The 14,155-nt window shown below is 67.6% G+C and carries 14 protein-coding genes; 6 read left to right on the forward strand and 8 right to left on the reverse strand.

The genetic code is table 11. The features are described 5' to 3' along the window. Positions 1-49 precede the first annotated feature (49 nt). On the forward strand, positions 50-1,459 hold the full coding sequence (locus ACJ7Z0_RS04965) for a sensor histidine kinase (RefSeq protein ID WP_434788933.1): 1,410 nt from the start codon (positions 50-52) through the stop codon (positions 1,457-1,459). Position 1,460: 1 nt separating this feature from the next. On the opposite strand, the gene ispF is transcribed toward ACJ7Z0_RS04965, so the two are convergent. Both ispF and ispD read right to left on the reverse strand, forming a co-directional pair. Next, positions 1,461-1,949 carry a 2-C-methyl-D-erythritol 2,4-cyclodiphosphate synthase gene (gene ispF, locus ACJ7Z0_RS04970; RefSeq protein ID WP_434788934.1) on the reverse strand — a complete coding sequence of 163 codons (489 nt, stop codon included), beginning with the start codon at positions 1,947-1,949 and terminating at the stop codon, positions 1,461-1,463. Then, positions 1,946-2,659 (reverse strand): 2-C-methyl-D-erythritol 4-phosphate cytidylyltransferase, encoded by a 714-nt coding sequence (gene ispD, locus ACJ7Z0_RS04975; RefSeq protein ID WP_431131795.1) that lies wholly within the window; start codon positions 2,657-2,659, stop codon positions 1,946-1,948. The genes ispF and ispD overlap by 4 nt, the downstream gene beginning before the upstream one ends. 381 nt (positions 2,660-3,040) lie before the next feature. Between ispD and mfd the strand changes: the two genes are divergently transcribed. From mfd to ACJ7Z0_RS04990, 3 genes are read left to right on the forward strand one after another with little or no spacing between them, the layout of a single operon-like run. Then, positions 3,041-6,523: a transcription-repair coupling factor gene (gene mfd / locus ACJ7Z0_RS04980; protein ID WP_434788935.1), complete on the forward strand. Its 3,483-nt coding sequence runs from the start codon at positions 3,041-3,043 to the stop codon at positions 6,521-6,523. Next, positions 6,520-7,230 carry a phosphoserine phosphatase SerB gene (gene serB / locus ACJ7Z0_RS04985; protein ID WP_434788936.1) on the forward strand — a complete coding sequence of 237 codons (711 nt, stop codon included), beginning with the start codon at positions 6,520-6,522 and terminating at the stop codon, positions 7,228-7,230. Before mfd ends, serB begins: the two co-directional genes overlap by 4 nt. Beyond that, positions 7,227-8,294, forward strand: coding sequence for an Ldh family oxidoreductase (locus ACJ7Z0_RS04990; RefSeq protein ID WP_434788937.1), 1,068 nt, complete (start codon positions 7,227-7,229; stop codon positions 8,292-8,294). Before serB ends, ACJ7Z0_RS04990 begins: the two co-directional genes overlap by 4 nt. A gap of 4 nt (positions 8,295-8,298) precedes the next feature. Here ACJ7Z0_RS04990 and ACJ7Z0_RS04995 read toward each other — a convergent pair whose 3' ends face one another. Beyond that, entirely contained in the window at positions 8,299-8,622 is a 324-nt protein-coding gene (locus ACJ7Z0_RS04995) for a DUF6172 family protein (protein WP_434788938.1), read from the reverse strand. Positions 8,623-8,694: 72 nt separating this feature from the next. On the opposite strand from ACJ7Z0_RS04995, the gene ACJ7Z0_RS05000 reads away from it, so the two are divergent. Next, on the forward strand, positions 8,695-8,922 hold the full coding sequence (locus ACJ7Z0_RS05000) for a hypothetical protein (RefSeq protein WP_055796651.1): 228 nt from the start codon (positions 8,695-8,697) through the stop codon (positions 8,920-8,922). Positions 8,923-8,938: 16 nt separating this feature from the next. Here the strand turns inward: ACJ7Z0_RS05000 and ACJ7Z0_RS05005 are convergent, their stop codons facing one another. After that, complete coding sequence (locus tag ACJ7Z0_RS05005) at positions 8,939-10,126, reverse strand: aminotransferase-like domain-containing protein (RefSeq protein WP_431131807.1); 1,188 nt, start codon at positions 10,124-10,126, stop codon at positions 8,939-8,941. Positions 10,127-10,267: 141 nt separating this feature from the next. Here ACJ7Z0_RS05005 and nth point away from each other — a divergent pair, with 141 nt between their 5' ends. Then, positions 10,268-10,915 (forward strand): endonuclease III, encoded by a 648-nt coding sequence (gene nth / locus ACJ7Z0_RS05010; protein WP_055796645.1) that lies wholly within the window; start codon positions 10,268-10,270, stop codon positions 10,913-10,915. Between the two features lie 29 nt (positions 10,916-10,944). Here nth and ACJ7Z0_RS05015 read toward each other — a convergent pair whose 3' ends face one another. The 4 genes from ACJ7Z0_RS05015 to ACJ7Z0_RS05030 are packed head-to-tail and all read right to left on the reverse strand — an operon-like array spanning position 10,945 to position 14,151. Beyond that, positions 10,945-11,841 (reverse strand): SDR family NAD(P)-dependent oxidoreductase, encoded by an 897-nt coding sequence (locus tag ACJ7Z0_RS05015; RefSeq protein ID WP_434788939.1) that lies wholly within the window; start codon positions 11,839-11,841, stop codon positions 10,945-10,947. Between the two features lie 46 nt (positions 11,842-11,887). After that, on the reverse strand, positions 11,888-12,772 hold the full coding sequence (locus ACJ7Z0_RS05020; protein WP_434788940.1) for a helix-turn-helix domain-containing protein: 885 nt from the start codon (positions 12,770-12,772) through the stop codon (positions 11,888-11,890). A gap of 36 nt (positions 12,773-12,808) precedes the next feature. After that, positions 12,809-13,360 (reverse strand): histidine phosphatase family protein, encoded by a 552-nt coding sequence (locus ACJ7Z0_RS05025; protein WP_434788941.1) that lies wholly within the window; start codon positions 13,358-13,360, stop codon positions 12,809-12,811. Further along, complete coding sequence (locus tag ACJ7Z0_RS05030; protein WP_434788942.1) at positions 13,357-14,151, reverse strand: adenosylcobinamide-GDP ribazoletransferase; 795 nt, start codon at positions 14,149-14,151, stop codon at positions 13,357-13,359. Before ACJ7Z0_RS05030 ends, ACJ7Z0_RS05025 begins: the two co-directional genes overlap by 4 nt. Between the last annotated feature and the right edge of the window lie 4 nt (positions 14,152-14,155).

Here is a 14,155-nt window from a genome sequence, read left to right on the forward strand (position 1 = left end):
GAATTCAGCCAGACCCAGCCCAGCCCAGGAGGACGGCGCCCAGGTCACGATGCCGAGCCCTCTGGAGGGCGCCGGCCAGCGTGACCGGCAACCGGGCCTCAAGCTCGGCTTCAGCCTTTTCTGGCGCACATTTTTCCTGCTCGCGCTGTTGCTGGTCGGTTGCACGGTCGCGTGGCTGCAGACCTTTCGCTCGCTCGAATACGAGCCCCGCGCCATCCAGACGGCGCACCAGATCGCCTCGCTCGTGAACCTCACGCGCGCCGCGCTGGTGTATTCGGACGCGATCACGCGGGTGTCGCTGATCAAGACGCTGGCCGATCAGGAAGGCGTGCGCATCCTGCCGCGCGAACCCAACGACCGCTTCCAGCCCTACACCAGCGGCGCGCTCGACCAGCGCGTCACCGAGGAGCTGATCGACCAGCTCGGCGAAGGCACCACCGTGGCCAGCCGCGTCAACGACGAGCCCGGCCTGTGGATCGGCTTCACCATCGAAAGCGACGCCTACTGGCTGCTGCTCGACCCGACCCGCTTCAGCCGCGTGGGGGGCCGCACGTGGCTGGTCTGGCTCAGCACCGCCATGGCCTTGTCCCTGGCCGGCGCAGCGCTGATCACCCGGCTCATCAACCTGCCGCTCAAACAGCTGTCGCGCGCCACCATGCAGGTGCGCGAAGGCGAGTACGAGGCGCACCGGCTCGACGAAAGCGCGCGCACCAACGAGATCCGCGCAGTCAACATCGGCTTCAACCGCATGGCCGACCAGCTCGCCAAGATCGAGCAGGACCGCGCCATCATGCTGGCCGGCATCTCGCACGACCTGCGCACCCCGCTGGCGCGCTTGCGACTGGAAACCGAGATGAGCGTGGCCGACGAAGACGCACGCGACCACATGGCGGCCGACATCGCCCAGCTCGACGCGATCATCGACAAGTTCCTCGACTACGCACGGCCCGATCACGTCGATCCCAAGCCCGTGCTGCTGCGCGACGTGGTCGATGCCTGCACCTATGCCGTGCAGGACTACGAAGAAATGAAGATCCGGGTCGACGTGCCGTCCGACCTCCGTGTGCTGGGCGACGAGGTCGAACTCACCCGCGTGATCTCCAACCTGGTGGAGAACGCGCGGCGCTACGGCAAGACGCCTTCCACCGGCGTGGCCGACGTGGTGATCCAGGCCCAGGCCAACAACGACGCGGTGCTGATCAAGGTACGCGACCACGGCGCGGGCGTCGAGCCCGCCCTGCTCTCGCAACTGACCAAGCCATTCTTCCGCGGCGACGTGGCACGCACATCCGCCGCCGGCGCCGGCCTCGGCCTGTCGATCGTGGCCAAGAACATCGAGCGCATGGGCGGCACCTTTGCGCTCACCAGCACGCCGGGGCGTGGCCTGGCGGCGCACATCCGCATGCCGCGCGCCATGCCCGAACCCAGGCCCGTCGAAGCCCCGGTCCGGCGCGCCTGACTCAGCGGTGCAGCAGCACCACCGCGCGAGCTTCCATCGCGCGGCCCTCACCGACCGGCCCGAGCTTTTCGGCCGTCTTGGCCTTCACGTTGACCTGGTCGGGCGCAAGGCCCAGCGCCGTTGCAATGCGCTGGCGCATGGCCGGGATGTGCGGCGCCAGCTTGGGCGCCTGCGCGATCACCGTGCTGTCGACGTTGCCGATCTCCCAGCCCGCGGCACGCACGCGGCGCGCCGCCTCGCCAAGCAGCACGGCCGAGTCGGCGCCGCGAAACTGCGCATCGGTGTCGGGAAAATGCCGTCCGATGTCGCCCAGGCCCGCCGCGCCCAGCAATGCGTCGGTGATGGCATGCAGCAGCACGTCGGCATCAGAATGGCCCAGGAGGCCGGTGGTGTGCGGCACCTCGACACCGCCCAGGATCAGCTTGCGCCCCGCCACCAGTTGGTGAACGTCCCAGCCCTCGCCGACGCGGATGTTGAACGACGCGCTCATGCCCTGCCTTTCTTGCGGCCCAGCAATACCGCTTCGGCCAGCGCAAAGTCTTCAGGAAAAGTCACCTTGAAATTCTGCGCGCTGCCCGGCACCAGCAGCGGCGCAAGGCCGATGGCCTCGATGGCACCGGCTTCGTCCGTCACCGAATCGCCCACGCGCTCCAGCGCATCGAGCAGCATGCCGATGCGGAACATCTGCGGCGTCTGGGCCAGCCACTTGTCGGCGCGCGGCAGCGTCTGCGACACCCGGCTTTCGGCCGATGACACCTTGAGCGTGTCAGCCAGGCGCTGGGCCAGCAGACCACCGATGGCATCGTGCTCGCAGGCGGCGATCAGCGCCTCGATCTGGCTCGACGTGACCAGGCAGCGCGCGGCGTCGTGCACCAGCACCCAGTCGTGCGCGCCGGCCCCTTTTTTCCGCAGCGCGGCCAAGCCGTTGCGCACCGTGGCCGCGCGCGTGACGCCGCCCACCTGCAGCAGGAACTCGCCCGTGGCCGGAAAGCGCGGCAGCGCCGCCTGCACGTCCCTGTCGTCCGGCGCCACAACCACCGCCAGGCCTGCAAAGCGGCCCGCCAGCGCACGGAACGCCTCCACCGTGTGAGCCACCAAGGACGCGCCCGCAAGGCGCTGGTATTGCTTGGGCAGCGCACCGCCCGCGCGGTGCCCCGAGCCGGCGCAAGGAATCAGAACGAAAAGACGGGAGGAAGACATGGGCTCCGGCACCGGGCGACGGCCGGCAAGCGAACAAGGGGCCGCCATTCTAGAATCGACCATCTCACACCCCTCGCCAGCGGCGCGGGGTGTTCTGCATTTTCATAAGGGTCTGCTCACGCTATGCAAGGGGTCGCGAAGCTCGCCACAGCCCGCCCATCAAGGCGCGTGACGCCGTGCGTGCGTCTGCACGCACAAGGAACGCAACGCCGAAGGGCGGGCTGTGGCGAGCTTCCCTCCGGGTTGCTTCGCAAAGGGGCCGTCTGCGGCGTTGCCCGCGCTTGCAAGGCGCGAGCCTTGCTGCGCGCGGGCGCCTTGCAGCCAGCCCCTTTGTGAAGCAACGCGACCCCTTGCATAGTGTGAACAGACCCTAGGCGTTCCATGGACCTCCCCCACCTCACGGCGGGCAAGCGATTCACGCTGCCGCGTCCTCCCTTGTCGGCCGATGCGCTGCTGCTGGCGCAGCTGGGCATGCGCGAAAAGGCCGCGGGCCGCGCCACCGCGGTGTTCACGGCGGACGCCAACGACGCCCAGCGCCTGATCGACGAGATCGCGTTCTTCGCGCCCGACTTGCGCTGCGCCCTGTTCCCTGACTGGGAAACGCTGCCCTACGACAGCTTTTCCCCGCACCAGGACCTGATCAGCGAGCGGCTCGCCACGCTCTGGCGCATCAGCCAGAAGGAGGCCGACGTGGTGCTGGTGCCCGCCACCACCGCGCTCTACCGGCTGGCGCCGCCGGCCTTCCTGGCCGGCTACACCTTTCACTTCAAGGCCAAGCAGAAGCTCGAGGAATCGAAGCTCAAGGCCCAGCTCACGCTGGCCGGCTACAGCCATGTGACGCAGGTGGTGAGCCCGGGCGAATACGCGGTGCGCGGCGGCCTCATCGACCTGTTTCCCATGGGCTCGCCGGTGCCCTTTCGCGTCGACCTGTTCGACGACGAGATCGACTCCATCCGCACCTTCGACCCCGACACCCAGCGCAGCCTCTACCCCGTTCCCGAGGTGCGCCTGCTGCCGGGCCGCGAGTTCCCGATGGACGACGACGCCCGCGCGCGCTTTCGCAGCCGCTGGCGCGAGCTGCTCGAGGGCGATCCGACCAAGAGCCGCATCTACAAGGACATGGGCAACGGCGTGGCCACCGCCGGCATCGAGTACTACCTGCCGCTGTTCTTCGACGAGACGGCCACGGTGTTCGACTACTTCGGTCCCGACGCCACCGTGGTGCTGCATGGCGATCTCGAACCCGCGTTCCAGCATTTCTGGCAAGACACCAATGAGCGCTTCCGCCTGGTGCGCGGCGACCCAGAGCGCCCGGCGCTGCCGCCCGAGGCGCTGTTCCTCAATGCCGAGCAGTTCTACCAACGCGCCAAGCCGCATGCGCAGCTCGCCATTCGAGGCGACATCGCCACCGAAACGCCTTACGCCGAGTTCGACAGGCTCCCGTCGTTCGCGGTGGTGCGCGGCGCCGAAGACCCGCTGGTCGGCCTCAAGGCCCACATCAAGGCAACCCCGCACCGGGTGCTGCTGATTGCCGAAAGCGAAGGCCGGCGCGAAAGCCTGCTCGACTTCCTGCGCGCCAGCGGCGTGAGCCCGCCGGCTTTCGACTCGCTGGCCGAGTTCGAGGCATCGACCGACGAAAAAATCGGCATCGCCACCGCCGCGCTGGCCTCGGGCTTCGCATGGCGCGAACAGGGCATCGACCTCGTCACCGAGACCGAGCTCTTCGCCACCGCGCCCACCACCCGCCGCCGCAACAAGAAGCAGGAACAGGTCAGCGACGTCGAGGCGCTGATCAAGGACCTTTCCGAGCTGAACGTGGGCGACCCGGTGGTCCACACCGCCCACGGCATCGGCCGCTACCGCGGCCTGATCCACATGGACCTGGGCCAGGGCACCGACGCCGAAGGCAAGCCGCTGCTGCAGGAAATGCTGCACCTGGAGTACGCCGACAAGGCCACACTCTACGTGCCCGTTTCGCAGTTGCACCAGATCAGCCGCTACACCGGCGTCAGCGCCGACGAGGCTCCGCTGCACAGGCTGGGCTCCGGCCAATGGGAAAAGGCCAAGCGCAAGGCCGCCGAACAGGTGCGCGACTCCGCCGCCGAACTGCTCAACATCTACGCGCGCCGCGCCGCGCGCCAGGGCCATGCGTTCCGCTATTCGGCCGCCGACTACGAGGTGTTCGCCAACGACTTCGGCTTCCAGGAAACGGCCGACCAGAAGGCCGCGATCCACGCCGTGGTGCAGGACATGATCTCGCCGCAGCCGATGGACCGGCTGGTCTGCGGCGACGTGGGTTTCGGCAAGACCGAAGTCGCCCTGCGCGCGGCGTTCATCGCCATCACCGGCGGCAAGCAGGTGGCGTTTCTCGCGCCCACCACGCTGCTGGCCGAGCAGCACTACCAGACGCTGGTCGACCGCTTCGCCAAGTGGCCGGTCAAGGTGGCGGAAATGAGCCGCTTCCGTTCGGCCAAGGAAATTACCGCGGCGGCCAAGGGCCTGGCCGAAGGCACGGTCGACATCGTGGTCGGCACGCACAAGTTGCTGTCGCCGTCGATCAAGTTCAAGAACCTGGGCCTGCTCATCATCGACGAGGAGCACCGCTTCGGCGTGCGCCACAAGGAGGCGATGAAGGCCATGCGGGCCGAGGTCGACGTGCTCACGCTCACGGCCACGCCCATTCCGCGCACGCTGGGCATGGCGCTCGAAGGCCTGCGCGACCTGAGCGTGATTGCCACCGCGCCGCAGCGGCGCCTGGCCATCAAGACCTTCGTGCGCAACGAGGGCACCGGCGTGATCCGCGAAGCCGTGCTGCGCGAATTGAAGCGCGGCGGGCAGGTCTACTTCCTGCACAACGAGGTCGAGACCATCGAGAACCGGCGCCAGAAGCTCGAAGAGATTCTTCCCGAGGCCCGCATTGCCGTGGCCCATGGCCAGATGCCCGAACGCGAGCTGGAACGCGTGATGCGCGACTTCGTGGCGCAGCGCTACAACCTCTTGCTGTGCTCGACCATCATCGAGACCGGCATCGACGTGCCGACCGCCAACACCATCGTGATGAGCCGCGCCGACAAGTTCGGCCTGGCGCAGCTGCACCAGCTGCGCGGCCGCGTCGGACGATCGCACCACCAGGCCTATGCGTACCTGATGGTGCCGGACACCGAGGGCCTCACCAAGCAGGCGGCGCAGCGGCTGGACGCCATCCAGCAGATGGAAGAACTGGGCTCGGGCTTCTACCTTGCGATGCACGACCTGGAGATGCGCGGCACTGGCGAAGTGCTGGGCGAGAACCAGAGCGGCAACATGATGGAGATCGGCTTCCAGCTCTACAACGAGATGCTGAGCGAAGCCGTGCGCGCGCTCAAGGCCGGACAGGAGCCCGACCTGCTCGCGCCGCTGTCGGTCACGACCGAGATCAACCTGCATGCCCCCGCCCTGCTGCCCGACGACTACTGCGGCGACGTGCATCTGCGCCTGTCGTTCTACAAGAAGCTGGCCACCGCCAAGACACCCGACCAGATCGACACGCTGCTGGAAGAAATCGTCGACCGCTTCGGCAAGCTGCCGCCGCAGGCGCAGACGCTGATCGACACGCACCGGCTGCGCGTGCTGGCGCGGCCTTACGGCGTGGTCAAGGTCGATGCGGCGCCGGGCGTGATCCACATCACCTTCAAGAAAGACCCGCCGGTCGATTCGATGGCCATCATTCACCTGATCCAGAAGAACAAGCACATCAAGCTCGCGGGCAACGAAAAGCTGCGCATCGAGCGCGAACTCAAGGAACCGAAGGAGCGTGCGCAAATGGTGCGCGACGTATTGCGCAGCCTCGGCCAACCCATCGTCAAGGAAACTGTTCCCGCATGAACGCCATCGAAATTTCTCCCGGCCTCGTCGTCCAGCGCGTGAAGCCGCCGCTGGCGCTGGCCGATTTCAAGCTGATCGCGTTCGACATGGACTCGACGCTGATCAACATCGAATGCATCGACGAGATCGCCGATGCCGTCGGCAAGAAGGCCGAGGTGGCCGCCATCACCGAAGCCACGATGCGCGGCGAGATCAAGGACTTCAAGGAAAGCCTGCGCCGCCGCGTGGCACTGCTGAAGGGCGTGCCGGTCGAGGCGCTGCAGCAGGTGTACGACGAGCGCCTGAAGCTCAATCCGGGCGCGGCCGAACTGGTGGCAGCGTGCAAGGCGGCGGGCCTCAAGGTGCTGCTGGTCTCGGGCGGCTTCACCTTCTTTGCCAACCGCGTGAAAGACCGCCTGGGCATCGACTTCGCGCGTTCCAACCTGCTGGACGAAGCCGACGGCCGCCTTACCGGCCAGGTGGTGCAGCAAAGCTGGGGCGACATCTGCGACGGTGCCGAAAAGCGCCGAACGCTGCTCGAAGTCGCATCGCTCATGGGCATTTCGCCGCAAGAGGCCATCGCCGTGGGCGACGGCGCCAACGACCTGCCGATGATGGGTGAAGCCGGCCTCTCGGTGGCGTATCACGCCAAGCCGAAGGTGCGTGAGCAGGCCATGGTGGCGATCAACGAAGGCGGCCTCGACAGAGTGCTGGAGATCCTGAAATGAACGACGACACCACCCCGCTCTACAGCGCTGACGCACTCAGAGACTACGGCAGCGCATTGCTGCAGAAGGCCGGCCTCGCTGCATCGATGGCCGACAGCGTCGCCCGCACGCTGGTCGAAGGCGACCTGCTGGGCCACGACACGCACGGCCTCGCCCTGCTGGCCGGCTATGTGAAGGAAATCGAATCGGGCGGCATGACGCGCGACGGTTCGCCCGAGGTGCTGTCGGACCGCCCGGCGGCCGTGCTGTGGGACGGCAAGCGCCTGCCCGGCCCCTGGCTCATGGACCAGGGCCTGGACCTGCTGCTGCCGCGTGCGCGCGAGCTCGGCACCGCCTCGCTCGTGATCCGCCGCAGCCACCACATCGCCTGTCTCGCGGTCTACATGCTGCGTGCACTGCAGGAAGACATGCTGATGCTGCTGGCGTGCTCCGACCCCAATGCGGCCAGCGTCGCGCCCTTCGGCGGCACGCAGGCCGTGTTCACGCCGAATCCGCTGGCCATGGGCTTTCCGCTGTCGCAGGGCGGCGTGATGGTCGACATCTCGGCCTCCATCACCACCAACGGAATGAGCAACCGCAAGCGCGCGGCTGGCGAGACCTTTGCCGAGGAATGGCTGATCGATGCGGCCGGCAAGCCGACCAACAACCCGCAGGTGCTGTTCGACCAGCCGCCCGGCACGCTGCTGCCCGTCGGAGGCCTGAGCCACGGCCACAAGGGTTACGGCATGGCGCTGCTGGTCGAGACGCTGACGGCCGGCCTCGCGGGCCACGGACGGGCCGATCCGCCCGAAGGCTGGGGCGCGACGGTCCACGTCACGCTGCACGATCTGCATGCGTTCGGCGGCAAGGAAGCTTTTCTGCGCCAGATGGACCACGTGGCGGCGCAGTGCCGCACCAACACGCCCATCGATCCTGCGAAGCCGGTGCGGCTGCCCGGAGAAGGCGGCTTGAAGCGCCGCGAAGCGCAATCGAAGAACGGAGTGCGCCTGCATCCGTCGATCGCGCGTTCGCTGCAGGACGCGGAGCAGCGCCACGGCCTTCAACTGGCCCAGGCGCTGATCTGAAGGGCTAGATTTCCTCGGGTGGTTCTTCCGCCCGCTCCCCGGCCGGGCGCGGTGCGCGCTTGCCGGGCTTGGCCAGGATCTCGACATGGAACTGCTTGCCGGCGTCCTTGACGACGCCGTCGATCAGGCCCGTGATGGCCGAAAGATGTACGGTTTCGGCGGTTTCCGCCGAGTTGCCGAACTTGCAATCGAAGTCCCAGAAGTCGCTGCCTTCGGGCAGGACGCGGCGCCGCTCGCGCTTGATGTACTTGCGGATCTCGTGCTTGATGGCTTCGAGGAGACGGTCGGGGTGCTTGCCCTCGACCTGAAGCTGAAAGGTTTTTCTCATGGGTGATGGTAACCAATGCCACCCGGCTGTCCTGTGTACAGTCGGCGGCTCAACGGAAAACAGGTGAACGACATGGCGCGCGCAAACGACTGGGCAAGCAAGGTAATGGCATTGGTCAACGGTGGCAATGCATCGGCGGCCATCGCGCAGATCAAGGTCGCGCCCTCGGTCAAGGACCTGAAGGCGCTTCAGACGATCATGACGCTATCGAAAATGAAAGGCCGTCATCCGAACGTGGATGCGGCCATTGCGGAGAACCTGGCGCTGCTGGCGGCGCCGCGGCTGCACCGCTCGCCCTGAGCGAAGACTACGAAGACTACAGGGCTTGGCCGAGGCGCTTCACGCCCTCTTCGATCTTCGCCACATCCGCCGTCGCAAAGCTCAACCGCAGCGTCGCCATGTCGGGCTTCTCGGCATAGAACGGCGCTCCGGGCACGAAGGCCACGAGCTGCTCGATGGCGCGCTTTGCCAGTTCGCCCGCATCGGCCAGCTTGCCGTTGGCGCCCGTGAGGCGGGCCCAGAAGAACAGGCCGCCCTGCGGCTGCGTGAAGCTCACGGCGTCGCCCAGCTCGCGCTTGAGCGCCGCGCCCATGGCCTGCGCGCGCTGGCCGTACACCTCGCGCACATGCGCCAGCGTGCCGGGCATGCGGCCGCTCTTGAGGTATTGCGCGGCCGTGGCCTGGGCAAAGGTGCTGGTGTGCGCATCGCTGAACTGCTTGCACATGGTCGCCTTGGCCAGCAGTTCGGCGGGCGCGATCATCCAGCCGATGCGCAGCCCCGGGCTCAGCACCTTGCTCAGGCTGCCGCAGTGCGCCAGCAATTCGCGGCTGCCCGGCACGTCCTTGCTCAGAGCCAGGATCGAAGGCGGCGGGGCCTCGCCGAAGTAAAGGTCGCCGTAGGGGTCGTCCTCGACGATCAGCGTCTGGTACTTGACCGCCAGCTCGAGCACCTTCTTGCGGCGCTCCAGCGTCAGCATGGCGCCGCTCGGGTTGCCGAAGGTGGGAATCAGGTAGACGAACTTGGGCTTGTGCTCGGCAATGAGTTTTTCGAGCTCGTCGGTCTTCACGCCGTTGGCGTCGATGGGCGCGCTGATGAGCTGCGCGCCATACAGGCGAAAGCACTGGATCGTGGCCAGGAAGGTCGGGCCTTCGACGATCACCTTGTCGCCGGGCGAGATCATGGTCTTGCCCAGCAGGTCGAGCGCCTGCTGGCTACCGGTGGTGACGATCAGGCCGCTGGGGTCCACGTCGACGCCCTTGGTCTTCATGAAGGCGCTGAGCTGGGTGCGCAGCGGCTCGTAGCCTTCGGTGGCGCCGTATTGCAGCGCGCCGCCGGGTTCTTCGGTCAGTGCCTTGTTGCTCGCCTCCTTCAAGCCCTCGACGTCGAACATGGCGCTGTCGGGGAACCCGCCTGCAAAGCTGATGATCCCGGGCTTGCCCAGGAGTTTGAAGAGTTCGCGGATGGCGGAGGTTTCGACGTTGTCGAGGCGGGAAGCGAATTGCATGGAGGTTCTCACTTTCTGGACGCCATTGTCGCGAAAGCCGCGGGCAATAAAGCTGCGTAAGGCTATCGCCTTTCAACGATATATTGCGTCTATCGCGCCCCTGCCCGGCATGGCCGACGAGCGCTGCGTTTCCCGGACCCCATGAAAAAAGACAACATTCCCCTCTTCTTCGCCACCCTGCAGGCGGCCAATCCCACCCCCGAAACCGAGCTCGAATACGCCACGCCGTTCGAACTGCTGGCCGCCGTGCTGCTCTCGGCGCAAGCCACCGACGTGGGCGTGAACAAGGCGACGCGCAAGCTTTTTCCGGTGGCGAACACGCCGCAGGCGATCCTCCGGCTGGGGGTGGAAGGCCTGGAGGAATACATCAAGACCATCGGGCTTTACCGCAGCAAGGCCAAGCACCTGATCGAGACCTGCCGCATGCTGGTGGAACTGCATGGCGGCGAAGTGCCGCGCACGCGCGCCGAACTCGAGGCACTGCCGGGGGTCGGCCGCAAGACCGCCAACGTGGTGCTCAACGTCGCGTTCGGCGAGGCCACCATCGCGGTCGACACGCACATCTTCCGCGTCGGCAACCGCACCGGGCTCGCGCCGGGCAAGACGCCGCTCGAAGTGGAGCTCAAGCTCGAGAAGCGGGTGCCTTTCGAGTTTCGCCTGCATGCGCACCACTGGCTCATCCTGCATGGGCGCTACATCTGCGTGGCACGCACGCCGAAATGCTGGGAATGCGCGGTGGCGCCCTACTGCGACTACAAACCGAAGACGCCGCGGCCCAAGTCGGCCTGAACCCGGCCCGAGCCTCGCCTGTTCTCCGGCTACATCTCGAACGCCTCGACCTGCCGGCCGTCGATGTCGGTAAAGCCGTACTCGCGCGCCAGGTCGGCCACGCGATGCACGCCGCCGCTCTTCTCCAGCACCCGCGAATCGCCCGCCAGCGCAGCGACGGCGCGGCCGAGATAGCGCGGCGACTCGGTCCGCGCCAGCGCCGGGCGCTCGTGCCAATGTGCCTCGTCGGTCTTGTGGCCGGCCAGCACGAACTCGGTTCGCATCCAGCCCGGCGACACCGCAAGCGAAGCGACGCCGTGCGGACGCAGCTCCTGCGCCATGCCGAAGGCCAGCCGCGTCATGGCGGACTTGGCGAGGTCATAGAACAGGTTGCCACGCAGGTAGTTGCCGCGGTCCCAGAAGGTGGTGGTCACGACGAGCCCGCTCTTCTGCGACACCATGATCGGCGCGGCGCACCTGCTGGCCAGCAGGTGGTTGCGCACGCCGCGGTCGAACATCGAGTCCCAGTTGGAAAGCGGATGCTCCCAGAACGGCGCCTCGAACACGCCGGTGAAAGTCTCGTGGCCGCCCCACGCGTTGTTGACGAGCAGATCGACACGGCCCTGCTCGCGCTGCACCTGCGCAAAGAGCTGCTTCACCTCGTCTTCGTGCGTGTGATCGCAGCGCACCGCAATGCCGCGTCCGCCGAGGCGGGTGACTTCGTCGGCGGTTTCGTCGATGCTGCCCGGCAGGGCTTCGAGCTCCGAGAGGGCGAGCAACTGGCCGTAGGTGGTCGCCGGCTGCTCCCGCGTGCTTCGCCCCGTGACATACACGGTGGCGCCCGCGGCGCCGAGTTCCACCGCGATGCCGCGGCCGGCACCGCGGCTGGCGCCGGTCACCACGGCCACATGGCCTTTCAACGGCTGGTCATTGTTTTCGGCATGCATTGGTTTTTTCCTTTCGTTCCGAGTTCGAAGCGACAGTAAGGCCGCCTCAACCCGCCGTCTTGGAAGAACCCGAAATCGCGCGGCCCAGAAACTCCGTCGGCGTGAGACCGCAGAGCGCCTGGAACTCGTTGACCAGGTGCGATTGGTCATAGAAACCACCGTCCAGCGCAAGGCTCGCCCAGGCGGGCGCGCGCTGCAGGCGCAAGGCGCGCAGGCAGGCATGCAACCGCGCGAGCCGGCTCCAGGCACGGGGCGGCAACCCCACCTGCTGCTGAAAGACCTGCTGCAGCCGCCGCTCGCCGAGCCCGACGGCCGCCGCCACCTCGCGCAGCGGACGCCGTCCCCCCGACGCCGCAATGAGTTGCGCCGCGCGCATCGCGGCCGGGTGAACGGTGGCATCGCCATCGGCCAGTTGCCGCTGCAGTGCGGCGCAGAGCACCGACACGCGCGAGGCGTCGTCCGGCTGCCCAGCCATGCGCTCCAGCAGTTCGGCACCACGGCCGTGCCACAGTTCGTCCAGGTGCACGGCGGTGCCGGCGATCTCGCTGGCCGGCATTCCCAACAGGGCCGCGGCCGCGCCGGGGCGCAGGGTTACCGACAGTCCTTCCATCTTTCGGCGGAGGCGCACCAGGACCGGGGCTGCGGAAGCGCCCAGGGCCTCGACAGCTTGCCCGGCGCTTTCGTCCGCCGACGGCGCATCGCCCAGATTGAAGACAAGGCGCACCGCCCCATCGGGCAGCACGCGCTCGACAACCTCATGGCCTTCGGGCAGCGCTTCCCTGTAGAGAAGAATGTGCGCGACATGCGCCGCGAGCGGTGCCGCAACCGGAAAGGCGCACAACGTTCCCGCGGGCATGTCGGCCTCCGGCCCGTGCAAGGGGTCGCCGTCGAGGCGTATGTACAGGCGTTCGTTCGTGGAGGGGTTCGGCATCGCGGTGACGGCGGCAGACCGCCTTGTCGCTTTCCATCAGCCGCATTCGATCAGCTGGCATGCCCCGTAGTCAATGGGCGCCGACGGCCATTGCGTGGCGTCGTCGACGCGCCGCACGCCGCGGTGCAGCAGTTGCACGGCGCGCATCACGCCTGCATGCGTGACCCACACCGCGTCTTGCCCCGACACGCGCCAATCGTCGAAGGCAGCGCCCGTGCGTTGCAGAAAGCGCGCCGTGCTTTCGCCGTGGCCGCCCGGAAGCCCCTCGGCGAAATTGCAGGTCCACGCGTCGAACTCGGTGCGAGCGATGGACGACCAGGGCCGGCCTTCCCAGGCGCCGAAATCCATTTCGACCAAGCGCGCATCGGCCCGCATCACGAGATCGGGGCGCAGCGTGCCGATGGCCTGTGCCAACTCGGCACAACGCCGCAAGGGCGAGTGGACCAGCGCGATGCCTTCCGGTATGCCGGACACCACCGCGTGCGCCACCGCCAGCGATGCTCCGGCCGGCACGCCCACGTCCGCCCTGCCGTAGCAAAGGCCCGGCGCGGCGTCGGTCTCAGCATGGCGCACCAGCCACAGCTTCATGCCTGCCACGCCAGCGCAAGATAGATCGCAAGCTCGCACACCTGCTGCGTCGCACCGAGCCCGTCGCCGGTGAACCCCTGCAGCCGGCGCCGGAACATGCGCGCCATCACCAGCGCCGCAAGAGCGCATGCCACCGCCACGGCGAGCGTTCTCGCGGGGCCCTGCGTCAGCAGCACCAGCCCGGCAGCAGGCACCGACCAGAGCACGCCAACCAGCAAGGCACCACCGCCGATTGCATCGGCCAGCGGCTTGGCCTTGCTCGCGCCGGCATCGCCCACGTAGGGCAACCAGCGAATCAGGAACAGCGGCGCCAGCCGCGAAAGCACGTGCGCGCTGGCGATGGCAGCTGCCAGCGCCAGCGCGCCCTGCCCCGCCATCGACGCGAGCAGCGCGGCCTTGAGCCCGAGTGCCAGCACCAGCGCAATGGCGCCGAAGGCACCGATGCGCGAATCCTTCATGATCTCCAGCGCGCGGCTCCGGTCGGACGCTCCGCCCAGCCCGTCGGCCACGTCGGCGAGCCCGTCTTCATGAAACGCGCCGGTGAGCAGCACCGTCGCGGCCATGCTCAGCAGCGCCGCGGCCAGCGCACCGGCCGTGCCCGGCAAGCCCTGCAGTGCGAGCACGAAAACGGCCGCGCCAACGCCACCCACCAGCCAGCCGACGCCGGGAAAATGCGCCGCGCTCGCACGCAGCATCGTCGGACTGAACCCGACCCATTCGGCAAGCCGGCCGGTTACCGGCACGCGCGTGAAGAACTGCAGGGCCAGCAGGTAGTGGCGAACACCGTTCATCGAG

Source organism: Variovorax palleresanus, assembly GCF_051144945.1.
Classification (GTDB): Bacteria; Pseudomonadota; Gammaproteobacteria; order Burkholderiales; family Burkholderiaceae_C; genus Variovorax; species Variovorax paradoxus_S.